The following is a 23,433-nucleotide window of genomic DNA, read 5'->3' on the forward strand; positions in this document are numbered from 1 at the left end:
AATTCTTCAAGGCCAGCGCACACTGGCACTGTGGCTTCCACCATCGTGTGGAGCTATTCTTGATCTATGCTCCTAATTAGTGACGATTACAGAGCGATACTTGGGTGTCAATCGCTCCGGATCGTATATTATCGTTATCAGTCGACGTACGATCTGATCATTGGAGGTAGGAGTGAAGGAGGCGAGCGACTACCAGGCGGCGCCGCCTCTCGGGATTGACCCGATCGGCGCCTCCACCGATTCCACGGCGCTGCTCTACAAGGTGATCCGGGAGGACATCGTCTCGGGGCGGCTCAAGGCCAATCAGCGCCTCGTCGTGTCCGACCTCGCCAAGCGTCACGGCAGTTCGACGACGCCAGTTCGGGAGGTGCTGCAGCTCTTGCGCGGCGAAGGCTTCGTCATCTTCACGCGCAATCGCGGCGCGCGCGTCCGGCCGATCGACCGAGATTTCATTCGCGACATCTATGAGATCGGCGTTCTGATCGAGCCGTCTCTGACGCGTTGGTTCGTCGGGATGGCCACGGAGGCCGACATTGCGGAACTCGAAGCGGTCCAAAGCCAGATCGAGGCCAACAATTTCGCCGACCAGGTCTTGCACAGCGAGCTCGACACAAAATTCCATACCTTGATCTACCAGCGACACTACAATCGACATGCCGCCGAACTGTGGTGGAAACACCGGGAGGTGCTTCGAGCGGTCAGCCGCCGGTTCGGCTTCACTCTCGCGCGGAGAGCGCAGGTCATCAGTGACCATCGTGCGCTGATCACCCACATCAAGGCAGGTAACGCAGACCGGGCCGCCGAGCTCATGGCGCAGCACGTCGAAGGGTCCGGGCTTCACATCCTCGAGCATATGCGGGCCATGGCGGCAGCCCGGGCAGGGTAGGTTTTCGTTCTGAAGCGCAGCCTCTTCTCGATTTCACAGGAAAGCGGAGCACATGAAGATTACAAACGTCAGACCGTGGCTTATCAAGTCGGCCGCCTCCTACTGGGGCGAGTTCCTGTTCGTTGAAGTCAGCACGGATGAGGGGATCACCGGCTGGGGCGAGATCACCACGACAACGAAGATAGCAAACCGTGCGCTGACGGCGATGCTGCGGCAGATCGGTTCGACACTGGTCGGCCAGGATCCCGCGCATATTGAACGCCTCTGGCACAAGCTCTTTCGCAGCTTCACCTACATGGGTAGCCGCGGCGCCGCGGTGGAGTGCCTCAGCGCCATTGACATCGCCCTCTGGGACATCCGGGGAAAGGCACTTGGAAAACCCATATACGAGCTTCTCGGGGGACCCGTGCGCGACGAGATTGCGCTCTACACCCATCCCGATCAACGCAAGTTCACGAGCAAGGAAGCCGTCGTCGCCGAGATCCAGGCGATTGTGAGGTCGGGACATACCGCGCTCAAGTTCGATCCGTTTCCTCCGCAGGGCCCGCATGCGGATGGCGTCGCGCGCGAGCAGAGCGACGGCTACCTCGACGGCGGCATGACGCGCCCGGACGAGTACGAGGCCGCTGAGTTGACAGCGCTGATCCGCGAAACAGCCGGACGCCATATCGAAATCCTGATCGACGCCCATGGCCGCTTCGATGTGCCGACTGCGATCCGGCTCTGCCGGTCCCTCGAAGAGGCCGGAAACATCGATTGGTTCGAGGAACCGTGCCCGCCGGAAAGCGTCAACGCCCTCAAGCAGGTGCGCGAGAAGGTCAACGTGCCAATCTCCTGGGGCGAGCGTGGACATACGAAGTGGGACTTCGTCCCCATCCTCGAGAATAAGCTGGCCGACTACATCATGCCCGACGTGACCTGGACCGGTGGCATTACCGAGCTGAAAAAAATCTCGGCGCTGTGCGAGGCTTATTACATCCCGGTCTCGCCTCATGATGCTGCCGGGCCGATCAATGTCGTGGCCGGCGCCCAGGTGATGATGACGGTGCCAAACTTCTACAAGCTCGAGACGTCGGAATGGAACCTCTCCAAATATGATCCTCTCATCAGCGTACCGCTCGACAATTCCAACGGCAGCCTCAAGCTCAACCCAGCACCAGGTCTCGGCATCGAGATGAACCGCGAGTACCTCGAGGCCAACGTCGTCGATTGAGGCACGATGCGCGAAGTCCGTCGTGCCGGCGCCGGAACCGTCAAGTTCCCAGTGCGCAAGCGACGGAGCGGTCGAGAGTGAGTAACGCCTGCAACCCACAAACACGAGCCGGCGAAGCGGCCGCGTTCAAGCGCGCGGACCGATAGTCGGCGACAGGGAGAGTGCCGTCATGTCGAAGCTGGATAGCGCTGACGAGGCGCTGAATCGAGTCAATCCGTTCTCCAAGCCGTCGGAGCTCCGCATCACCGATATGCGCGTGGCTGAGATCGTCGGCGCTCCCTTCGCCTCCGTACTGGTCAAAATATATACCAATCAGGGCCTCGTCGGACTTGGCGAGGTGCGCGATGGTGCGAGTGCGACCTATGCGCTGATGCTGAAGAGCCGACTGCTCGGCGAGAACCCCTGCGACATCGACCGTTTGTTCCGTCGCATCAAGCAGTTTGGTTGGCACGGGAGGCAGGGCGGCGGTGTCTCGGCTGTCGAAATCGCTTTATGGGATCTTGCCGGGAAGGCCTATGGCGTGCCGATCTATCAGATGCTGGGCGGCAGGTTCCGTGACAAGGTACGCATGTATTGCGACACCGATGCGGAGCAACCCAGTGGCACAGCGACCGGCCTCCGCCTCAAAGAGCGCATGGACCTCGGCTTCACGTTCCTCAAGATGGATCTCGGGCTGATGCAGATCGCCGACCTACCGGGCGCCGTAGTGGCGCCGGCCGGCACCCTCGAAGGCTTCCGCTCGCGTGCGGCGCATGGCAATGCGCGCACGCCGGAGGAGCGCCGACGGCGCAATGCCGCCTATGACTCGCAGAATGTGCGCCATCCTTTCACCGGTCTCCACTTTACGGACAAAGGTTTGGATTATCTGGAACAATACATTTGCGAGGTCCGCGACGTCATCGGCCCGGACATCCCGCTCGCCATTGACCACGTTGGGCACATCTCGCTGCAAAACGGCATCAGGCTCGCCAACCGCATCGAAAAATATGTTCCGGCTTGGCTGGAGGACGTCATTCCATGGCAATACACGGAACAGTATCGGCATCTGCAGGCGGCGACATCGGTTCCGATTTGCACGGGCGAAGATATCTATCTGAAAGAGAGTTTCGAGCCGTTGCTCGAGGCCGGGATCTCGATCATCCACCCTGACCTGCTCACGTCGGGCGGCATTCTGGAAACCAAAAAGATCGGCGACATGGCGCAGGAGTATGGCGTCGCCATGGCGATCCACATGGCCGAAAGCCCCATTGCCGCGATGGCTGCGGCACATGTCGCCGTCGCCACCGAAAACTTCATGGCGCTTGAGTATCACTCGGTCGATGTGCCTTGGTGGGATGACATCGTGACGGGCCTCCCCAAACCCCTGGTGATGAACGGCTTCATCGATGTCCCTGATAAGCCGGGCCTCGGCATCGATGACGTCGTTGACGAGGTCATCGTTCAGCATCTGCAGCCGGGCGTCGCCGGCATCTGGCAATCGACGGACCAGTGGGATTACGAATATTCCTGGGATCGCACCTGGAGCTAACGCCGCCATTCGAATGGCTGGCGCGCCTTCTGGCATCGCAACGGCGCCTAGCGCCGGTCGTCGAGACCGCACCCGGCCATCGTACTCCGCTCATCCGCCATACAAAGAGGCCTTGGCCATGAAGATCACCGATTTGCGCTGCGCCGTCATTGGCAAGCACCCGATCGTCCGCATCACCACCGACGAAGGAATCCACGGGCTCGGCGAAGTGGAATACACCAAGGGCTACATCAAGCCCTGGGTGATGCATTTTCGCGATGCGTTGATCGGCGAGGATCCGACCGACGTCGAGCGCGTGATGCTGAAGATTCGTCAGCGTGGCTCGTTCAAGCCCTACGGCGCGGCCGTCAGCGCCATTGAGCATGCGCTCTGGGACATCGCGGGCAAGGCGGCGAACGTCCCGACCTACAAGCTGCTCGGCGGCAAGGTGCGCGACAAGGTTCGTTGCTACAACGGCAACATGCGCAGGAAGCGGACGGGCGACCGCCCGGAGGACTATGCCGCTGATGTGAAGTGGATGGCCGAACTCCCCGAAAACTTCTTTCTGGTGAAACAGGGCATCAGCTTCCACTCCAACATGAAGGATACAGTCGAGGACTTTCATTATGGCGTGCGCCAGACGCGCTCGGGCTACCACGGCGCAATGGACCAGGGCGTGGTCAGCGAGCATGGTTTCAACCACATGCTCGATTGCGTCATCGCGATGAAGGAGGTTCTTGGCGACAAAGTCAGCTTGGCGCTCGATTGCGGCCCAGGCTGGATGTTGCCCGATGCGATCAAGTTCGCGCGAGCGGTCGAGAAATACAACATCGCCTGGCTCGAGGACATGCTCACCGGCGATTACGTGCCATGGGTCAATCCGCAGGCCTATCGCGAACTGACCCTGTCGACGTCGACGCCGATTCATACCGGCGAGCAGATCTATCTTCGGCACAACTTCAAGGAGCTCATCGAGACACAGGCGGTACGCATTATCGGACCCGATCCGGCCGACGTCGGCGGAATCGCAGAACTCAAATGGGTCGCCGAGCACGCCTACATGCATTCGATCCTCATGGCGCCCCATGGCACGGCCAACGGCCTCCTGGGGTTGGGCGCGTTGATCAATGTGTGCGCCTCTCTGCCCGCCAACTACATCGCCTTCGAGTATCCTACAGCGTCAGATCCGTGGTGGCACGACATCATCGTGGGACTCCCGACAGGCCGCATCGTCAATGATTCGATGATCGATCTGCTACCCGGACCAGGTCTCGGTCTCGACATCGACGCTCAAGCCGCCAGGCGCTATCTGAAAGATGAAGATGCCGGCTTCTTCGACTAGTTCTGACCCCTGTTCAACCGTGTTGCCGTTGCTCGATTCCGAGCGGTTGGGAGATTAGAGCATCGGGCGTGAAAAGTGGACGTGCACATTTGGGATCGATCCGATGCTCCCGTCTTGGAAAGAATGCATCGTTCTGGCGAATAACCGGGTCCACTGTTTCGCACGATGCGCTGGTGAGGTACGGGACAGAGTCGAGATCAGGCGGGCTTGCGGCCGCATCGAACGGCGCCGGCGTGTCGGAACCAGCGGGTCTTGATTTTGATTTTGCTGGCCCTGAAGGGCAAGTGGCGCCTCAATAATGCCGTGATCACTCCCGTAGCCGGGCCACCGCATAGGGTCCAAGCCTTAATTCGCGGCTGATCAGATCGGCCTCGTTCGCGTCGAGAGCATTTGAACTCCGGGACATGGCAACGAAACTGCTCTCATCAAGGATGGAGACTCGTTTCAACGTCTCCATGGGAACTTCGACATCCCGTACCATCCCCGTCAGATTGGCAATCCAGATCTGAGCCCTCCCCTCGACGACCGCTCCTATCGATTGAACATCACGCGTTATCGATGACTGAACATCCAAGGCCGGAGATCCGTTCAAGGCGGACAAGCCCTTGAAGGCATGGAATGCCGGGTACAGGCCACCATGCTCGTCAAACCATGGCTTGGCATATCGACCTCTTGTATGAACCAGCCCGAAGTCCCCGGCCCCTCCACCGATTGTGATCGCGGACGCACCGCCACGGGCAAAATGTGCGTAGTAGCCGACCAGCCAAGCGGCCGCGAGCAGGCCCCGTTGCCGCGGATCCATTCCATTGCCGGCTTGGCGAATATTGTTCGGGTTAGGGGTCGGCATCTCGCCATAGGGGTTCGCACGCATACCGATGGCGCTCGGCCCGACGTGATATGGCCGATCCTTGATGAACGATCGCACCGTCCTGGCCATCGCCGCCAGCGACTCCAGTCCCTCCGTCGTCGAGCGATCATCCCCCGCATGGAAGATCGATGAGGTGGTGAAGGTGACCAAATCGAGGAATTCCACCGGAGGACGCTTCCGGTTGAGCTCGGTAAAGAACGAAAACATGCCGCCACCGAGCCGCACGCCCGGAAATGCCTGCCGCGCAGCTTCATAGAGATCCTTCAATGGAGGGCATGGTGGCCACGGGCTACCGGGCAGCGTGCACTTCAAATCGGGAGCAGGGGAAATCAGAAGCGTCGCAAAGGGCGCCGAGAGATCTTGGACGATCTGCCCGAGGTCGCGCACCTCCTGCCCGAAATGATCAAGGCTGCGAACGACGGCCTCCAGCCAAAGCTCGGCTCCGATCTGCCGAGCGACATCGACCGCTCGCTCCAGGGTCGACGCATCATGTCCCAGCCCCGGATCGTACGCGATGACGATCTGGTTCGGGCGAGCCTCCCGAAGAGGGCCAAGCGCCTGTATCGTTTCGTCCAGGTCCTTCGGATCGAGAGCAAGACCGAGAGGCGGCAGTGCCAGGTCGACCTGCCCGAGGGACAGCTTTACGCCCTCCCCCCATGGCGGGACCTTGGCATGAGCGGACGACGCAACAGCCAGGGTCACCCGCTGCTCGACGCGTTCGCCCTTCTTGAACGTATAGGGCCAAGGCAAGGCAAGCGGCCGGACATAGGTCTTGTAGGACGCATCGGTCCAGTTGCGTTGATCCTCCATCTCGAAGGTATCGCCTTCCATGCGGCAGGTGACCTTGAATCCCGGGGCGAACTCGTGTGTCAGTGCACGAAGATCCATCATCGGCTGTACCGGATCGATCAGATCCGGGAACCGCGTCTCCACCTTTCGCCCGTCAACATGCTCGATTGTACAGGCCTCGCCGGCGACACCCTCGATGGGGTGGAGCACCACGAATCCCGTCCGGTTGGTGAGAAAGTCCGTGACGGCTTCTCCGTCGGCTTCGAACGCCAGGTTTCCATCAGCCCGGCCGGTTATGGTCGCTGAATAATGGAACGTCTGCTGCTCATCGCCCGCAACGGCATCGTAGGTCACCTCGAACGCATCGGCATGTCTCCTGATCTCGAGGTTCGAGATCGCAGGCCTGTAGGTTCCCCAGTTCCTGTCACGAACGATGAAAGAGATCGCACGCAACATCTCCCGTCCGTGGAAACGAACGTAGCGGAGATTCCCCTCCTCCAGTTCCGCCCTGAGCGGCCCCGCCTCCAGAATGACGGGCGGCGTGACGGGCTCCTCGGTCCCGAAAAGCATGATCTCCCGTGTCGGTGCAGCCATGACTTTCCTCCCTCGATGATCGTATGACACACCCTCACCGGCCTGCCCGTCTGCTGACGATCCGCTCGATGAGCACGGCCGCGATGATGACCCCGCCGACAGCGGAACCCTGCCAGAACGGCGAGACCCCCAGCAGGTTGAGCCCGTTGCGGATCATCACCATGATGAACACACCGATGAGCGTGCCGACGAGCGATCCGCGTCCACCGAATAAGCTTGCTCCCCCGATGACGACCGCCGCGATCGCATCGAGTTCGAGGCCCGTGCCAGCAAGCGGGTCAATCGACATGATCTGAGCGGCGGAGAATATGGTGGCCACGGCCGCAAGCGCCCCCGATACGACATAGGGGACGATGTTGTAGAGCACCACGTTCAACCCGGCCGTGCGCGCCGCCTCGCGGTTCGAGCCGATCGCGTATATCGTCCGGCCGCCTTTCGTGTAGGTCAGGTAGCCCCAGGCGACCATATAGAGCGTCAGCAAAGCGAGGACGTTGGCCGGCAGCCCCAGAAAGCTGGCGTATACGATGTCGCTCAGGTTCGAGGGCAGATTCGTGATCGATGTCGCGCCGGAGAAGATGTACGCCAGGCTGCGCGCGATTGCCATCATACCAAGCGTTACAACGAAGGCGGCAAGGCCGAACTGGCCAATGAAGACACCGGAGAGCAGACCGATCCCGGCTCCGGACAGGATCGCGAGCACGATTGCGATCGGAATGGGGAATTGCTGCAAAGCCAACCCCAGCACCACACCCGTCAGGCCGGCGACAGATCCGACCGACAGATCGATACCGCCGGTCAGAATCACGAAAGTCATGCCGATCGCGACGATTCCCATGACGACGGACTGATCGAGCAGGTTCAGGAGGTTGTTGGTCGTCAGGAAATAGGGCGACAGAAGCGACAGAATCAGGGCGAGGATGAGCGCCAGCAGGCCCATTCTGATCTCAAGCGTTCCGGTCAGCCTGCGCGCCCATGAGATCGGGGGGCTGGCATTCGACTTGACCACGGGAGCGGTATCGGAGGTCTCGATCATGTCTGGCTCGCAAAAACGGCTTGCACACGCGAACGGATGGCTTCAGCGTCCGGCGTGGGGGCACGGCCATCAAGCGTAACGCCGATCAGCCCCATGTCATGGCCCCGCTGGCTCCTCACGGGAACGACGAGAGTTTGCCGCGATCCGTCCGGCTCTTTCACAAAGTCACCGCTCGGTCGGACCAGCGCCGTCCGGACCGGACAATCCGGGATGAGTGGCATGCCACCGGCTCGAAAGCCGGGATCCGCATTCGGATGAGCGACGACGGCATCCAGGCAGCAGATCCGGTCGCCATCCAGCAAGGCCCAAAACCCGGCGCCGCCCACCTCGTGCGCGAGTTCGCGCAGCATCTGTCCCATCCGCTCCATGGACGTGCGCGGCGCTGTAAGAAGCGTGAGCTTCTCCTCGTCCAGGATCTCGGACGGAAGCGTCACACGGCTTGTGCCGTCGCTCATAACGACAATGCGGCTGCAGAGCCCGAGAAGCTCATCAAAGTCTGAAGAGACGACCACGATTCCGACACCGTCGGCGGCAATCTCGCGAAGGATGGCATAGATGGACGCACGGGTGCCGATATCAACCCCTTTCGTGGGCTCGTCCAGCAGGAGCAGCTTGGGCCTGAGGAGAAGCCAGCGGCCGATAATGATCTTCTGCTGCATGCCTCCGGAGAAGGCGAGCATATTGGCGTCAAGCAGCCGTTCCCCCGGAAGATCCAGTCGCCGGAGGAGCGCGTCGATCTCCTTGCTCCTTGCCCCATAGCCCAATCCAAAACCGCGATGCGCGCCCAGATGACCGAGCAGGAGGTTTTCCTTCACGGAGAAATCCGGAACGATCCCTTGAACGCGCCGGTCCTCTGCGACGAAGCCGACTCCCGCGCGAACTGCGTCGGAAGGGCGCCGAGGATCGAAGCGCTGCCCATCGAGCACAAGCTCGCCCCCTTGCCGGGGCCTCAGGCCGAAGATCGCCTCGAGAGTTTCGGACCTCCCGGCCCCGACAAGACCGCCGAGCCCCAACACCTCGCCAGGATGCACCGCGAATGAAACATTGCGGACGTGGGGCGAGGAGGCGAGGTTGCGTACCGCAAGGACGGGATCCTGGCCTACGATCGTCGCGGGCGTCTTGGCCTCATACACGGCCCCCAGCTCCTGGCCGACCATGAGCCGGATCAACTCGGTCTGTGTCAGCGATGTGGTCGGAATGCCCTTGGATATGGTGCGACCCTCCCGCATGACCGTGACCCGATCGGTGATCGCGAAGACCTCCTCGAGCCGGTGGGATACGAAGACGAGCGCTCTCCCCTGATCTCGGAGCTTCGTCATGATGTCGAAGAGGCGCTCGACCTCGAGCGGGCTCAAGGATGTGGTCGGCTCGTCGAAGATGATGAGGTCGGCATTGAGCGCCAGCGCTTTGGCGATCTCGACGAGCTGGCGCTGTGCGACCGAAAGCGACTCCACATCGCGTTCGAGCGGCAGAGTGTCTGCGACGCCAAGGCTGGTGAGAACCTCTCGGGCCCGATGCCGCATGCGCCGGAAGGACAGCGGCCCTGGGCGCCCGAGCTCCGGAAGAAAGATGTTCTCGAGAACCGAAAGATGGGGGGCCAGCGACGTCTCCTGCATGACCATGGCGATGCCTGCGTCGAGGGCCTCGCGGGGAGACGTATGCTTCAGGAGGGCTCCTCTCCAGGAAATCTGTCCGCTATCCGGCCTGATGTGGCCCGAAATGACCTTGGACAAGGTGGATTTTCCGGCTCCGTTAGCCCCGAGAAGGCCGTGAATTTCGCCGGAGATGAGAGAAAACTCCGCCCCGCGTAAGGCGCGCGTGCGGTCGAAGGTCTTCTCGACGGAATGAACCTCAAGGACAGAAGACATTCGGGACCCTACCTTCAGGCGCGACCATGCTGACGTCGGGCTCTCCCGACGTCAGCATGGTGCGCGGAACTACTTCACCTCGTTTGCGAACACCGTCTCTCGAATGGTCGGCAACATCTGATCGATGTTCTTGTCCGTCACGACGACAATCGGGACGAGGATCTGCTTTTCAGGTTTCTCACCCTTGAGATGCTTGAACAGAGCGTCTCCCGAGCGCACACCCATCAAATAGGGCTGCTGCATGCCCGAAGCGACAATCTCGCCCTTCTTGATCAGGTCCACGAACTCCGGAACGCCGTCGAAGGCGGCAACGGCAATCTGGCCGTCCCGCCGCGATGCCTTGATGGCGCGCAAGGCGCCCAATGTCGGCGTATCGGTCTGAATGAACATGCCACGCATGTTGGGGTTGGCGGTCAGCATGTCCTGCGTGAACTTGAAGGTTTCGTCAGCCGTATACGACTGCATCTGCTGAAGGCCGCCCTCCTTCAAACCTCCCTCCGTCAGAGCCTGCCGGAAACCCTCGGTACGGAGCTTGCCGTTGTTTCGTGCGAGAGAAATCGTGATGAGGCCGACCGTGCCGTCGCCCCACCCTTTCTCCTTCATGGCCTCGACGAGAGCCTTCCCGGTATTGTAGGCGCCTTCGCGGTTATCGGAGATGATGAACGAAACATACTCGCCGCCATTGGTCCCGATATCGGCGATCACGACGGGAATATTCGCCTTTTGGGCCAACTCGAGCACCGCCGGTGCCGTGGAGGAGTCGGTCGGGGAGATCACGATTCCGGCGACGCCGCGGGCAATCGAGTCCTGAGCATTCTTGAGCTGTGTCTGGGCATTGTTCCGGCTGTCGAGGGCCTGGAACCCGTAGCCCTCCTTCTTGGCCTCGGCCTCGACGCCCTTGGATAGATAGCGCCAGAACGGCAGGTCGAGCCCGGGAGTTAGGTAGACGATGTCCTTGGCGGCCGCAGACCCGATGGATGCGACAGCGATCCCAGCGGCGAGTACAGCCGCACCGATGCATCTCAGCGCGTGTGTCATCATGATGGATTCCTCCGACGTCCCTTGATGGCCGTGCCCTTCCCGCCGGGACATGCGGGATTGGTCCACTGATCCGGCTTGTCTGTCTGGTCCGGATGCCGAAAACGAGATGCCGCCATGGGTCACCCTGCGAAACGCGGCTCCGGCACTCCGCGGATGCCGAGATCATAGATGGCGAAAAGGCTGCCGCGTTGAACACCGTCCCCGGGGAAGCGCGGCAATGGCGGCTTGGCCATGGACGTGACGAAGAGGATGTCGAGGTCCGGTCCGCCGAACATCACGCTCGTCACCTTCTTGACCGGCATGTCGATGACCCGGTCGACTCTCCCATCCGGCGTATAGCGTACGACCTTGCCGTCATAGACCTGGGCATTCCAGAGGAAACCCTCCCCGTCGACAGTGGAGCCATCGGCTGCGCCTCCACGCGAGGTGTCGACCGTGGTGAAGGTCCGCCGATTGGATACGGCGCCGGTCTCGTTGTCATAATCGTAGGCCCAGATCTCGCCCGACCATGTATCGGCGAAATAGAAGATCCGCCCGTCCGGGCTCCAGCATGGTCCGTTGGACACGACAATGCCGTCGTCGAGCTTGTGCAAAGAGAGATCCGGATCGAGACGGTAGAGGGCGCCATTCGGCCCTTCCTCCATGGTGTCCATGGAGCCCGCAACGAAACGTCCGCGCTTGTCCACCTTGCCGTCGTTGATGCGGTTGCCGGGCTTGCCCGGCTCCGGATCGACGATCAGCTCTGTTTCGCCCGTTTTGAAATCGAGGAAATGGAAGCCGTTCGCGAGCGAAATGACCGCGCCACCCTGCTTTCGCAAGGCCATCGACCCGATCTTGGCGGGCACATCCCAGGCCCGCACCTCGCCTCCGTCCGCCGTACAGCGGAACACGCTGCAGCCGAAACTGTCGATGAAATAGAGTCTTTCTTCATCGACGTCCCACAGGGGTCCCTCGCCGAGGATCGTCTTGACGTCGATCAGCACCTCGATACGCATGTGTCCCTTCTCCTCCCTTGTCTTGTCCTGTCGTGTCCCGGCGGCGCCGGGGCCTCCGCACCGGTCAGCCCTTGAACCGCGGTTCGGGCAGGCCGTGAACCCCGAGCCCATGCACGGCAAACAATCCGCCTGCCTCGCGCTCCTTGGGGGCGACGCCCTTCACGGAGCGGGCCATTGACGTGACGTAGGCGATGTCGAGATCCGGCCCTCCGAAGGTCAGGCTGGTGGCGCTCTCGACCGGGAGGCCGACCACGCGATCGAGTCTGCCATCGGGCGCAAAGCGGGCGAGCTTGCCCTCATAGACGGAAACGCTCCACACGAAGCCCTCGGCATCCACGGTGGCGCCGTCCGGAAGTCCTCTCAGCCCGCAGGCCGGAAAAGAGCAGAAGATCCGCCGGCCCGTCGCGACACCGGTAGCCGGGTCGTAGTCGTAAGCCCAGATGTCCCTCGTGTAGGTGTCCGCGAAGTAGAACGTGCGTCCGTCGGGGCTCCAGCACGGCCCGTTCGAGCACACGATGCCCTCGTCGATCCTTGCAACCGAGCCATCCGGATCGAGCCGGAAGACGGAACAGACCGGATCGCTCTCATCGTAATCCATGTAGCCCGCAACGAAGCGGCCTTGGCGGTCGACCTTGCCGTCGTTCATTCGGATCCGAGGCTTGCCCGGATCGGGGTCGGCGAGCTTGCGGCAGGCGCCGGTCTCGAAATCCAGGCGGTAGAATCCGTCGCGCAGCGCCACGACGGCTCCGCCGCTCTCGCACAGGGCAAGGGAGCCGATGTGCTCCGGAACCTTCCAGGAGCGCGGCAGGCCGCCTTGAGCGTCGCAGGAATGGACCTTCGCGCCCAAGCTGTCGATCCAGTAGAGTCGCTGTTCGGTCGTGTCCCACAGGGGGCCCTCCCCGAGTTCCGCGCGGGCGTCGATGAGAAGCTCGATGCGCAGCATGCCGGCGGTCCTTTCCCGTTCCGACTAGAAGGCGACCTTGTCGCCTCCCTTAAGGTGCAAAATCTCACGGGCTTCGTCGGGAGTGGCCACGGACAGGCCGAGACCCTCGATGATCTGCCGGACGGCCCTCACTTGCTCGGCACTCGATTGAGCCAATCGTCCCGGGCCGGCCCAAAGGGAATCCTCCAGCCCCACGCGCACGTTGCCTCCCATGGCGGCCGCCTGCGCGGCAATCGGGAGCTGGCTGCGGCCGGCGCCCAGCACCGACCATGTGTACCGGTCGCCGAACAGCCGGTCGGCGGTTCGCTTCATGTGCATGACGTCCTCCGGATGCGTCCCGATTCCTCCCAGGATGCCGAACACGGTCTGAACGAAGAGCGGTGGCTGGACGAGGCCGCGCTCGAGAAAGTGAGCGAGGTTATAGAGGTGGCCGGTATCGTAGCATTCGAACTCGAACCGCGTGCCGCCGCCGCTCAAGGTCTGCAGGACGAACTCGATATCTTTGAAGGTATTGCGGAAGATCAGGTCCCTCGAATTTTCCAGAGCCTGCTTTTCCCAGTCGTGCTGGAACGTCTTGAACCGGTTCAGCATGGGGAACAGGCCAAAGTTCATCGAGCCCATGTTGAGCGAGGCGACTTCGGGCCTGAAGGCCTCGGCGGGCTTCACACGTTCCTGCACAGTCATATAGGGCGCCCCGCCCGTCGTGAGATTGATGACGGCATTCGTGGCCTGCTTGATGCGCGGCAGAAAGCGGGCGAATGCGTCCGGCGTCTGATCGGGCTTGCCGGTCCGAGGGTCGCGCGCGTGCAGATGCACGATGGCTGCCCCCGCCTCTGCCGCGCCGATGGCGGCGTCGGCAATCTCCTCGGGTGTAACCGGCAGGTGCGGCGACATCGAAGGAGTGTGAATCGCGCCGGTCACGGCGCATGTGATGATGACCTTCCTGTTCGACACCATGGCGTCTCGCCTCCTCTGCGGGTTTCGGGTTCAGCGCCCGATCTCTCTGTCGGCGCGACGCTTGTGGGCCGCCAATGCGATCAGCCTGCGATCGCGCCAGTTCTGCCGCTCGGCCAACCTGTCTGCCGGCAACTGTCGACGCCGCTCCGCCTCGATGTCTTCCATGACCGGACCGGTCCAATCGGCACGCCATTGGGCACTCGGGAAAATGCGGGCGTAGATCTGCTGGTATCGCTCGGCATAATCGCGGATGCCCCCTGGTGCATTGAGGTCGATCGTTTCGAACGGCCCGATGAACGACCAACGGAGCGCGAGGCCTTCGCGCAGGCCGATGTCGATGTCTTCGACGCTGGCATAGCCCTCGGCGACGAGCCGGAAAGCCTCCTCCAGCAGCGCGCCTTGCATGCGGTTCATGACGAAGCCGTCGATTTCGCGCTTCATCACGATCGGCGAATGTCCGGCGGCGCGCAGAAACGCTGCTGTGCGCTCCACCACGGCCGGATCCGTCCAGGGCGCCGGGACAATTTCTGCAGCCGGGATCAGGTAGGGCGGATTGATCGGATGCACGACGAGGCAGCGCGCACGCCCCTTCAGATCCATCGTGAAGGCCGAGGGCAGGATCGCCGAAGTCGAACTCGCCAATACCGTGTCGGGGCCCGCGGCCGCGTCGAGGCGGCCGAAGACGTTGCGCTTGATCTCGACGTCCTCCGGCGTGTTCTCTTGGACATGCGCCGCGCCTGCGACAGCCTCGTCCAGGGTTGCGACGGACTGCATGCGCGCCCGCACATCGGTCGCGGACGCTCCCTCCAGGAGATCGTTCGCCTCCAGGTCGGGCAGGATCGTCTCGATATAGGCCAAAGCCTTGCCGGGTGCGTCCCGTTCCTCGTCCCATAGGACAACGTCGTGGCCGGCACGGGCATAGCTGATGGCCCATGCCCGCCCGATGAACCCCGATCCGATGATGGCGACCCTGCTCATGGTAAGCTCCCTCGACTTTTCGGCCTGCCTCCCCGCATCAGAGGCTCTCGACGTTGCCGTCGACTCCAAGCGATTGACCCGAGATGTTCCGCCCCGCGGCCGAAAGGAGGAAGGCCACCGTGGAGGCCACGTCGCCGGCCGTGACCATCCGGCGCAGCGAGATGCGCTCGAGATAGGTCTTCTCCATCTCGGCATAGCCGACGCCGGTTTGCTTCGCGCGGGCCTCGATGACGCCCTCCATGCGCGGCCCCTCGACGATGCCGGGAAGGATCGCGTTGACGCGGATGTTCGCGGGGCCGAGCTCCTTGGCAAGGCTCTGGGTGAATCCGATCACGCCCCACTTGGCTGCCGAGTAAGGCGTGCGGAACGCGTAGCCGAACCGTCCAGCCGCCGAGGACAGGTTGATGATCGCTCCTCCTCCGGCGGCTCTGATCAGGGGCACGGCATGGTGCGCGCACAGGAACTGACCGGTGAGGCAGACGTCGAGCGTGCGGCGCCACTCGGCGGGCGCGATATGCTCGACGCCTCCCGTCGGCCCGGCGATGCCGGCGTTATTGATCAGGGCGTCGAGGCCGCCAAGAGCGGCCTTGAGATCGGTGAACAGGTGCTCGACATCGGCTTCCGACGAGACGTCGGCTGTGGTTGCCCCGGCTTGGGGATGCGCCGCCCTGAAGTCCTCCAGAAGGGTGTCGGACACATCGCATATGTGCACCCTGGCTCCGTGGACGATCAGGAGCTCGCTGATCGCGCGGCCGATGCCGGATGCACCCGCCGTGACGAGAACCCGGAGCCCGGGCTGGATGGCGAAGGTGTCGGGAGCTTGCGGCATGGGACGCTCCGGTGTCAGGCCCGCCGTTCACGCAACGCCATCACGGCGGCGAGAACGACCAAGCCGAAGAGGATGGCTCGGGTGGCATACGGCAGGGTTGTTCCGGCCAGAAGAGTTTGCAGGCTCGTCAGCAGGAGTACGCCGCCGAACATGCCGAGATAATGGCCCCGGCCACCGGTGATGAGCGCACCGCCGATGACCACGACAGCGATGGACGGCAGAAGGTATTCGTCACCCATGCCGAGGCTGGCCTGACCGGAAAAACCCGTCAGCAGGACGCCAACGATGGCGGAGCACAGGCCGGACAGCATGTAGACGCCGATCAATGTCCGCTCCACGGGCACTCCCGACAGGGCGGCCACGCGTTCGCCGTTGCCGACGGCATAGATCCGGCGTCCGAAGACGGTTCGCCCCAGGAGCATCACGGCGATCACGACGAACAGGACCACGAAGAGCACCACCGGGGTGACGAAGAACTCCCGGTCCGTCATGAGCCGGCGAAGCAGAGGAGAGGAGAAGCCGGCCGGCGTTCCATTGGAATAGACCAGCGCCGCGCCCTGCAGGATGCCGTTGACGGCCAGCGTCATCACGATCGGAGAGATCCCGAGAAAGACGATCCCGGCACCGTTGACGAAGCCGACCGTGATCCCGATCGCCAGGACCGCTGGCAGGGCGTAAATGAGAGCCGCATCGGATCCCTTCACGAGCCCGGCAAGGAGGATGCCGCATAAACCGATGGTCCAGGGCAGCGATAGGTCGAGCCCGCCGGTGAGGATCACGGCCCCCTGCCCGAGCGCCAGCACGGTCAGGAAGGACGAGAGAACGATCAGCGAATTGAAGTAGGACCAACTTGTCAGCGCATGGCCGAGGGTGAACTGCGTCACCAGAACCACGACGACGAAGCAGATGTAAGCCGGAAGCGCGAAGCGCAGGGTCTCGCGGTTGCGAACGAAAAACCCCGGCATCTCCGTTGGTGTCCGCTCTGCGGTGGATCCAGCGTCGGGAAGGCGCAGGACCTGTGGCCGATGGCTGCGCTGTTCCGGCAACAGGTTCCGCCGGCGGGCCTGGATCCGGAGGATGAGGAGCCGGATATGCTTGGTCAGTCGCGACGTGCGGCCGAGGGACCCGGCGAGCACGGCCAGGATCAGGATCATCCCCTCGGCAACCGTCGAATAATAGGCCGAGACATTGAGGACCAGGAGGATGTTGACGACCATCATCAGGATGAATGCGCCGAACACGGTTCCCAGCGGACCGCCTCGTCCGCCCCCGAGTACGGTCCCGCCCACGACGACGGCAGCAAACATCTGCAGGAGCATCGGATTGCCGACAAGCGGATCGCCCGATCCGGTCTGGGCACTGATGAAGGCTCCCGCGAGCCCATAGCATCCGCCGCCGATGACGTAGACCGCAAACTGGACGAAGCGCGTCGATACGCCGGCCGCGCGAGCCGAGTCCAAGTCGCTGCCGATTGCGTAGATGGCCGTCCCGAAACGAGTACGCTTCAGCCATGCCCAAAGCGCCAGCACGATCAGAATGAGCAGGATCGGTTTCGGCAAGGCGTTCGGAACGGCATCCCCCATCAGGAAATCGCTCAGGCCCGGGGAAACCATGCCGCCTGGCTTCTCCATGATCAGGAGTGTGATGCCCTGGACGATGAACATGGTCGAGAGGGTGACCACGATCGGCTGCATCTGCAGCACGGCGACAAAGAAGCCATTGAATGCCCCCGAGATCAGGCCGATTCCGACGCCGACTGCGATGATGAGCGAGGGCGAAGTGGCCGCATCCTGAAAGAACGTCGCCAGCACCGCGTTGACGAGCGAGATCACCGCGCCCGCAGACAGATCGAACCCGCCCGACAGGACCACGATCGTCTGGCCGATGGCGGCGAGCGCGAGGGTCGCGCCGCTCGTGGCCATTTGGGAGAGATCGTAATAGGACAGGCTCACGGACCCGATACTGGATACGGCTGCCAGCAGCACAAGGAATACGGCAATCGCGATCAGTAGCCCGCGGGACCGCGCGATGCTCCGCGGCATGCTCAGCGAGGCGGCCGATGAAGCCGGAGGAAACCGTGATGTTTCGGATACCGAGCTCACGCCGCTTTCTCCGGTTGATCCTCCGTGCCGAGCGCAGCGCGCAGGATTTCCTCTTCGGTGAGGCGGTCCCCCGCGATCTCGGCCGCCACCCGGCCACCGTAGAAGACGATGACCCGGTCCGAGAGATGGACGAGTTCGGGGATCTCCGTCGAGTGGAACAGCACCGCCCCGCCGGCATCGGCATAGGCCCGAATGAGACGGTACAGTTCGTTCTTGGTGCCGACGTCGATCCCGCGCGTGGGATCGAACAGCAGAAGGATGCGGCTCTCGGCGATAAGCCACTTGGCGATCGCGATCTTCTGCTGGTTGCCTCCCGAGAAGGCGCTCGCGCGCGTCCACAGAGCCCGGCCATCCACCGCGACCTGCTGGAAGACGCGCGACACAGCCTCCGTCTCGGCTTTGCGATCGATCAGGACGCCGCGGACGAAGCGATCTATCACCGGCAGAGAGGCGTTGTGCTTGCCGGTGAGCTTGAGAAACAGGGCCTCCGTCTTGCGATCCTCGGGCACGAGGCTGATGCCGATATTGGCCTTCACGGCGTCGGCTGGCGAGGCGAGAGCGATCGGCTTGGCATCCACCCGCAGGGTGCCGCCGGACAGATCGGCCATGCCGAAGCAGGCCAGGAAGAAATCGAGCTGTCCCATGCCCTGCAGGCCGGCGACGCCCAGGATCTCACCGGAGCGAAGGCTGAACGAGGCCTGGCGCAGCTTGCCGGTCGTGGCAAGGTGATCGGCCCCGAGAACCTCCGGGCCGAAGCGCCGCGTGCGCGCGGGCCGCGGGGGGAAGGCATGCGAGAGCGAGCGTCCGGCGATCATGCGGATCACTTCGCCGTCATCGAACGAAGAGATGGATCCGGTGGCGATGTGGCGTCCGTTGCGGAGCACCGTCACGGTATCGCAGAAAGCGCGGACCTCGCGCAGCCGGTGAGAAATGAACACGATGGTGGCGCCCTTGCGCCGGAGATCGGCGATGATGTTGCCGAGCCAGTCCACGTCACGTCCGGAAAGGGTGGACGTGGGCTCGTCGAGAAGCAGAACGCGCGGCCTGCGGAAGATGGCGCGTGCGATCTCGATCTTCTGTTGTACGGCGAGGTCGAGTTGTCCCACCTCCTCGTCGAGGCGGATGGCAGTGAGGCCAAGCGTTTCAAAATGGGCCGCGACGAGTTCGTGCGCCTTCCGTCGGCGGATCATTCCGGACGGCCCGACAGGCCCGTACGGCAGAAGCATGTTGTCGAGAACGGTGAGGTCGTCGACGAGGGTCATCTCCTGAAAGGCGGTCTGGATGCCATGACGATGGGAGGCGCGCGGTGTTGCCAGGCGGATCATCTCGCCGAAGATCCGGAACTCTCCTGCATCCGGGAGGACGAGCCCCGACAGCAGTTTCACGAGGGTCGATTTGCCGGCTCCGTTCTCGCCGAGAAGGGCATGGACGCTGCCTTCCGCGATCGTGAAGGAGACATCGTCGACCGCCACCGTGGCGCCGTAGGCCTTCCGGATGTGCTCGATGGAAATTGCCGGGCGGACCGCCGGCATCGGAGCGGTCTCAGACATGATGCACCTGTGGCAACGGGGCGCTCCTCCCCAATGGAGGGCGGTGCGCCCGGAGCGCACCGCCGGCTGCAGATCGGCCGGACGTCGGTTAAGGCTCCGGTTGGCCCACGAGGGCGGCCTGCAATCCGATCTCGGGCGTTTCCGGCGAGTAGATCGAGGCGAACCAGCCTGGATTGGGCACCAGGGCCGGCGGGAACGCGTTGCAGCCTTGGCTCATCTCCGCCCAGCTGCCTTCCTTGCAGTACTTGATCGTCTCGTTGGTCACGAGCGGCAGGGGCAGCGTGATCTTCTTGGGAACCTCCTTGCCCTCGAGCTTTTGCAGGGCAAGCTTCAGGGCATAGCCGCCCGCATAAGGAGGCGAAGCGTATGAGATCCTCGGCGCACTCATCGGCGCATAGGTGCCGTTGGCGCCCTCCACTTCGGAGTTCGCGGGCAGCATCTGAATGCGACCGCCGTTAGATCCTTCGCCGGCGCAGGGCTTCAGCTGGTCGGGCTTCTTTCCGGCCTCGATCTGCATCGTGTTGGCGGTATAGCACCCGACCTGCATCCACAGGCCATCGATCTGGTCCCAGCTCCGCGTGGCAAGGATCTTGGAGAGTTCCGTCCGGGCCACCGCCTGGCTCCACATGCCGACCGCCTCGGCCACGACCTTGATGTCCGGATACTTGGCCAGCACCTCCTTGGCGGCCTTCGTGCGCAGGGTATCGACCGAAGTCCCCGGCACGCCGGTGACCATCAGGATGTTGCCCTTGCCGTTTAGCTTCTTCGCGAGCCATTCGGCCGTCACGCGCCCGGCCTCCTCCTGGTCGATTGCGACATTGTAGGCGCAGGGTTCGGTGATCTCGGCGTCGTACGCAATGATCATCACGCCTTTCTCGCAGGCGTTCTTCACGGCGGAGTTCAGGGCGGTTGGAGATATCGGATAGACGATGATCGCCTGGGCGCCCTGCTGGACCATCGCATTGATTTGTTGGATCTGGCGCTGCGCATTCGGACCTGCGACCTGGACCTGGAGATCGACCTTGTCGACGAAGTCCTTGTGAGCCGCCATGGCCTTGACCATGTTCGCGGCCTCGGCTTGCCAGTCGTTGCCGATGTAGCTCATCGACAGGAACAGCTTTTTCTTCTCCGCCGCGAAGGCGCGGTCGGACGTTGCGGCTCCGAGCGCAAGCACCGCCATACAGACCGCCATCGAAGCCTTGATAGGGAAATGCATCATGTCTCCCTCCTCTGGAACGGCGATCCCGGTGCCCGGCATTGCCGCGGGTTACCTCGTGTGCCGGACCTCCTTAGCTTTCGGGCCCGTTACTTTTGATCATAGATCATTGATCCAAAATGTGACAAGCTATTCCGGCTTGACGCGGTCCCCCTCGCGACTATGGGGGTAGCCGAGCTCCACTTAGGGAGTAGGAATGAGCGACACGGGCGCGAAGCCATTGACCCTGCCGGTGATGCCCGTCAAACGCGGGACGCTGCAGGACGAGATTTACCGGCGTGTCTGCGACCTCATCCTCGACGGGGAGATCGCCCCTGGCCAACTTGTGACGATCCAAGGCTTGGCCGATGCCTTCGGCGTGAGCGCAATGCCGGTGCGGGAGGCTCTTCAGCGGCTCACGACAGCCAAGGCCCTCACGGTCATCAGTGGACGCTCGATCGGGATTCCGAAACTCTCGCTGGACCTCCTGACCGACTTGCGGCGCGTACGGCTCGAGGTGGAAACGCTGGCGGCCGTCTGGGCTCTCGCCCGTTTGACATCGGAAGATATCGCCCGGCTCGATCACCTTGTGAGCCTGATGGACAGCGCCATCGCCGACGGCGACGTGAAGCGGTATCTGCACGGGAACCGGGAGTTCCACTTCAAGATCTATTCAGCCTCCGGCTCTGAAGTGCTTCTGGGCCTCATCGAAACGCTCTGGCTCCGGATCAGCCCGTTTTTCAACCTGCTTCACGAGGCAGGAAACTATGGCGTTGCGAATGCCGCGCATAAGGAGATCGTGCGTGCCTTGACGTCCCATGATCCCGAGGCTCTGGAGCGAGGCATGCGAAGCGACATCGAGAGCGCCGCCGAAGTGCTCGAAAGGATGTTGAAATGATGCAGGCAATCCACCTTCACCACCTCAAGGCCATGGAGGGTGGAAGGCGGCAGCCGGTATTGCGGTGTGAACCGGTCCGAAGATCGTGTTCGCCTCGTTGCGGATCCGGGTATGGGTACGACCTCCCGCAGCCTTGCCGTCTGCCCGCAGGCGGCTAAGATCCATTCGAATCCGTCACCAGGGAGAACATGATGCTTTGTCGCACGATCGCCGCCAGCTTCGCACTCGTTGCCATGATGGGCATGGCTTCCGCCGACACCTTGGTGGTGTGCACCGAAGCCAGCCCGGATTTTCTGAATCCCCAGTTCTCCACCGCCAACACGGCATTCGATGTCGCCGCCCAGATTTACGACAGGCTCGTCAGCGTCGAGCGCGGCGGCTCCAAGATCGTTCCGGGCCTTGCCGAATCGTGGACTATCTCGGACGATGGGCTCGCATATACCTTCAAACTCCGGAAAGGCGTGACCTGGCATTCGAACCAGGCCTTCAGGCCGACGCGTGAGTTCAATGCCGATGACGTCGTTTTCTCGTTCCAGCGGATGATGGATGAGCACCATCCGTTCCATAAGGTGGGACGGGGAGGTTACGAGTACTACGAGGGTCTCGTCGCGCCCTTCCTGAAGTCCGTCGAAAAGGTTGACGATTACACCGTCCGGTTCGCGCTCAAGCGGCCCGAGGCTGCCTTGCTGGGCGCGATCTCGGTGGAACCGATGTCCATCCTCTCGGCCGAATATGCGGACACCATGCAGAAGGCCGGCACGCCGGATCAGGTCGATCAGGTCCCGATCGGAACGGGCCCCTTCAGCCTCGTGGCCTATCAGAAGGACGCCACCGTGCGCTTCAAGCGCTTCCCCCAGTACTGGGGCGGGGCTGCGGGCCTGTCTGATCGGACGGCGCAGGTCAGCGATCTCGTCTTTGCGATCACGCCCGATCCCAGCATCCGCTACGCCAAGGTGAAAGCGGGCGAATGTCACATCGCACGCTATCCCAACCCCGGCGATCTCGCCTCGATGAAGGCCGATCCCAACCTGAATGTTCAGTCCGGCACGATCGCGGACATGAGTTACCTGGCCTTCAACAACCAGAAGAAGCCGTTCGATGACCGCCGCGTCCGTGAGGCCCTGAGCTATGCCACGAACGTCCCGGCTCTCGTCCAAGCCGTGTACCAGGGCACCGGCACGCCGACCGCAGCCCTCATTCCGCCGACCCTATGGGGGCATAACGACGACCTCAAGGTCCGCGAATACGATCCCGAGAAAGCCAAGAAGCTTCTTGCGGAGGCCGGGTATCCCAATGGCTTCAAGACAACGCTGTGGGCCATCCCGGTGGTCAGGGCGTACATGCCGAATGGCCGCCGTGCGGCTGAACTGATCCAGGCGGATTGGGCCAAAGTCGGCATCCAGGCCGAGATCATGACATTCGAATGGGGCGAGTACCTCAAGCGCACGCGTCAGGGCGAGCACGAGGTCGCGATGAGCGGGAGCACGTGGGACTACCCGGATCCGAGCCAACTCCTGTCCCTGAGCTGGAGCTGTGATGCTGTCCCCACTGGAGGCAACCGGGCCCGCTGGTGCAACAAGGAATTCTCCGAGAAGCTGACGCGTGCGAACTCCATCGGCGACCAGGCCGAGCGCGCCAGGATCTATGTCGAACTCCAGAAGATCTTCCACGACGATGCGCCGGCGATCCTCTTCGCCAATGCCCAGGCCTTCACGCCGGTCCGCAAGGAGGTCACCGGCTACAAGATGCATTTCTTCGGCGGACAGCCTTTCTATGGCGTGTCTCTCGGGAAATAGGACACGCGGTGCGACCCGACGCTCTGGGCGAACAACGCCCGTGCGAACC

Annotated in this window: 18 protein-coding genes; 6 read left to right on the forward strand and 12 right to left on the reverse strand. The window is 62.6% G+C overall.

Annotation, left to right across the window (positions count from 1 at the left end; genetic code table 11):
• Nucleotides 1–172: 172 nt before the first annotated feature.
• From RE429_RS27340 to RE429_RS27355, 4 genes are all read left to right on the forward strand, one after another.
• Complete coding sequence (locus RE429_RS27340) at nucleotides 173–886, forward strand: GntR family transcriptional regulator (RefSeq protein WP_414474860.1); 714 nt, start codon at nucleotides 173–175, stop codon at nucleotides 884–886.
• A gap of 52 nt (nucleotides 887–938) precedes the next feature.
• The gene (locus RE429_RS27345) at nucleotides 939–2,099 is read left to right on the forward strand and encodes a mandelate racemase/muconate lactonizing enzyme family protein (protein WP_414474861.1); all 1,161 of its coding nucleotides are present in this window, start codon (nucleotides 939–941) and stop codon (nucleotides 2,097–2,099) included.
• 169 nt (nucleotides 2,100–2,268) lie between these two features.
• Entirely contained in the window at nucleotides 2,269–3,627 is a 1,359-nt protein-coding gene (locus tag RE429_RS27350; protein WP_414474862.1) for a mandelate racemase/muconate lactonizing enzyme family protein, read from the forward strand.
• 118 nt (nucleotides 3,628–3,745) lie between these two features.
• Nucleotides 3,746–4,948, forward strand: a complete 1,203-nt coding sequence (locus RE429_RS27355; protein ID WP_414475954.1) for a mandelate racemase/muconate lactonizing enzyme family protein — start codon at nucleotides 3,746–3,748, stop codon at nucleotides 4,946–4,948.
• 307 nt (nucleotides 4,949–5,255) lie between these two features.
• On the opposite strand, the gene RE429_RS27360 is transcribed toward RE429_RS27355, so the two are convergent.
• The 12 genes from RE429_RS27360 to RE429_RS27415 form a co-directional block, all read right to left on the reverse strand.
• Nucleotides 5,256–7,199, reverse strand: a complete 1,944-nt coding sequence (locus tag RE429_RS27360) for a hypothetical protein (protein ID WP_414474863.1) — start codon at nucleotides 7,197–7,199, stop codon at nucleotides 5,256–5,258.
• Nucleotides 7,200–7,233: 34 nt separating this feature from the next.
• Nucleotides 7,234–8,232, reverse strand: coding sequence for an ABC transporter permease (locus RE429_RS27365; protein WP_414474864.1), 999 nt, complete (start codon nucleotides 8,230–8,232; stop codon nucleotides 7,234–7,236).
• The gene (locus RE429_RS27370; protein WP_414474865.1) at nucleotides 8,229–10,100 is read right to left on the reverse strand and encodes a sugar ABC transporter ATP-binding protein; all 1,872 of its coding nucleotides are present in this window, start codon (nucleotides 10,098–10,100) and stop codon (nucleotides 8,229–8,231) included. The genes RE429_RS27365 and RE429_RS27370 overlap by 4 nt, the downstream gene beginning before the upstream one ends.
• A gap of 69 nt (nucleotides 10,101–10,169) precedes the next feature.
• Nucleotides 10,170–11,141 (reverse strand): substrate-binding domain-containing protein, encoded by a 972-nt coding sequence (locus tag RE429_RS27375; RefSeq protein ID WP_414474866.1) that lies wholly within the window; start codon nucleotides 11,139–11,141, stop codon nucleotides 10,170–10,172.
• A gap of 119 nt (nucleotides 11,142–11,260) precedes the next feature.
• Nucleotides 11,261–12,136 carry an SMP-30/gluconolactonase/LRE family protein gene (locus RE429_RS27380; protein WP_414474867.1) on the reverse strand — a complete coding sequence of 292 codons (876 nt, stop codon included), beginning with the start codon at nucleotides 12,134–12,136 and terminating at the stop codon, nucleotides 11,261–11,263.
• A gap of 64 nt (nucleotides 12,137–12,200) precedes the next feature.
• Entirely contained in the window at nucleotides 12,201–13,076 is an 876-nt protein-coding gene (locus RE429_RS27385) for an SMP-30/gluconolactonase/LRE family protein (protein WP_414475955.1), read from the reverse strand.
• A gap of 27 nt (nucleotides 13,077–13,103) precedes the next feature.
• Nucleotides 13,104–14,036, reverse strand: a complete 933-nt coding sequence (locus RE429_RS27390) for a 3-keto-5-aminohexanoate cleavage protein (protein ID WP_414474868.1) — start codon at nucleotides 14,034–14,036, stop codon at nucleotides 13,104–13,106.
• 30 nt (nucleotides 14,037–14,066) lie between these two features.
• Nucleotides 14,067–15,014 carry a 3-hydroxyacyl-CoA dehydrogenase gene (locus RE429_RS27395; protein WP_414474869.1) on the reverse strand — a complete coding sequence of 316 codons (948 nt, stop codon included), beginning with the start codon at nucleotides 15,012–15,014 and terminating at the stop codon, nucleotides 14,067–14,069.
• Nucleotides 15,015–15,051: 37 nt separating this feature from the next.
• Nucleotides 15,052–15,843, reverse strand: a complete 792-nt coding sequence (locus RE429_RS27400; RefSeq protein ID WP_414474870.1) for an SDR family oxidoreductase — start codon at nucleotides 15,841–15,843, stop codon at nucleotides 15,052–15,054.
• Between the two features lie 14 nt (nucleotides 15,844–15,857).
• Nucleotides 15,858–17,885 carry an ABC transporter permease gene (locus tag RE429_RS27405; RefSeq protein ID WP_414474871.1) on the reverse strand — a complete coding sequence of 676 codons (2,028 nt, stop codon included), beginning with the start codon at nucleotides 17,883–17,885 and terminating at the stop codon, nucleotides 15,858–15,860.
• A gap of 56 nt (nucleotides 17,886–17,941) precedes the next feature.
• Nucleotides 17,942–19,495, reverse strand: a complete 1,554-nt coding sequence (locus RE429_RS27410; protein ID WP_414474872.1) for a sugar ABC transporter ATP-binding protein — start codon at nucleotides 19,493–19,495, stop codon at nucleotides 17,942–17,944.
• Nucleotides 19,496–19,583: 88 nt separating this feature from the next.
• A complete protein-coding gene (locus RE429_RS27415; protein ID WP_414475956.1) occupies nucleotides 19,584–20,711 on the reverse strand; it encodes a sugar ABC transporter substrate-binding protein in 1,128 nt (375 codons plus the stop codon).
• 196 nt (nucleotides 20,712–20,907) lie between these two features.
• Here RE429_RS27415 and RE429_RS27420 point away from each other — a divergent pair, with 196 nt between their 5' ends.
• Both RE429_RS27420 and RE429_RS27425 read left to right on the forward strand, forming a co-directional pair.
• Nucleotides 20,908–21,588, forward strand: a complete 681-nt coding sequence (locus RE429_RS27420; RefSeq protein WP_414474873.1) for a GntR family transcriptional regulator — start codon at nucleotides 20,908–20,910, stop codon at nucleotides 21,586–21,588.
• Between the two features lie 188 nt (nucleotides 21,589–21,776).
• Nucleotides 21,777–23,384, forward strand: coding sequence for an ABC transporter substrate-binding protein (locus RE429_RS27425; protein ID WP_414474874.1), 1,608 nt, complete (start codon nucleotides 21,777–21,779; stop codon nucleotides 23,382–23,384).
• Nucleotides 23,385–23,433: the final 49 nt, after the last annotated feature.

This window comes from Microvirga sp. M2 (genome assembly GCF_047497095.1).
In the GTDB taxonomy this organism is placed as follows: domain Bacteria; phylum Pseudomonadota; class Alphaproteobacteria; order Rhizobiales; family Beijerinckiaceae; genus Microvirga.

What these genes read in the sequence shown, in the direction of transcription:
- RE429_RS27365 (WP_414474864.1), bottom strand. Translation starts at nt 8,232, where the DNA reads ATGATCGAGACCTCCGATACCGCTCCCGTGGTCAAGTCGAATGCCAGC.
- RE429_RS27400 (WP_414474870.1), bottom strand. Translation starts at nt 15,843, where the DNA reads ATGCCGCAAGCTCCCGACACCTTCGCCATCCAGCCCGGGCTCCGGGTT.
- RE429_RS27370 (WP_414474865.1), bottom strand. Translation starts at nt 10,100, where the DNA reads ATGTCTTCTGTCCTTGAGGTTCATTCCGTCGAGAAGACCTTCGACCGC.
- RE429_RS27415 (WP_414475956.1), bottom strand. Translation starts at nt 20,711, where the DNA reads ATGCATTTCCCTATCAAGGCTTCGATGGCGGTCTGTATGGCGGTGCTT.
- RE429_RS27345 (WP_414474861.1), top strand. Translation starts at nt 939, where the DNA reads ATGAAGATTACAAACGTCAGACCGTGGCTTATCAAGTCGGCCGCCTCC.
- RE429_RS27355 (WP_414475954.1), top strand. Translation starts at nt 3,746, where the DNA reads ATGAAGATCACCGATTTGCGCTGCGCCGTCATTGGCAAGCACCCGATC.
- RE429_RS27420 (WP_414474873.1), top strand. Translation starts at nt 20,908, where the DNA reads ATGAGCGACACGGGCGCGAAGCCATTGACCCTGCCGGTGATGCCCGTC.
- RE429_RS27360 (WP_414474863.1), bottom strand. Translation starts at nt 7,199, where the DNA reads ATGGCTGCACCGACACGGGAGATCATGCTTTTCGGGACCGAGGAGCCC.
- RE429_RS27380 (WP_414474867.1), bottom strand. Translation starts at nt 12,136, where the DNA reads ATGCGTATCGAGGTGCTGATCGACGTCAAGACGATCCTCGGCGAGGGA.
- RE429_RS27405 (WP_414474871.1), bottom strand. Translation starts at nt 17,885, where the DNA reads ATGCCGCGGAGCATCGCGCGGTCCCGCGGGCTACTGATCGCGATTGCC.
- RE429_RS27410 (WP_414474872.1), bottom strand. Translation starts at nt 19,495, where the DNA reads ATGTCTGAGACCGCTCCGATGCCGGCGGTCCGCCCGGCAATTTCCATC.
- RE429_RS27390 (WP_414474868.1), bottom strand. Translation starts at nt 14,036, where the DNA reads ATGGTGTCGAACAGGAAGGTCATCATCACATGCGCCGTGACCGGCGCG.
- RE429_RS27375 (WP_414474866.1), bottom strand. Translation starts at nt 11,141, where the DNA reads ATGATGACACACGCGCTGAGATGCATCGGTGCGGCTGTACTCGCCGCT.
- RE429_RS27350 (WP_414474862.1), top strand. Translation starts at nt 2,269, where the DNA reads ATGTCGAAGCTGGATAGCGCTGACGAGGCGCTGAATCGAGTCAATCCG.
- RE429_RS27395 (WP_414474869.1), bottom strand. Translation starts at nt 15,014, where the DNA reads ATGAGCAGGGTCGCCATCATCGGATCGGGGTTCATCGGGCGGGCATGG.
- RE429_RS27425 (WP_414474874.1), top strand. Translation starts at nt 21,777, where the DNA reads ATGATGCTTTGTCGCACGATCGCCGCCAGCTTCGCACTCGTTGCCATG.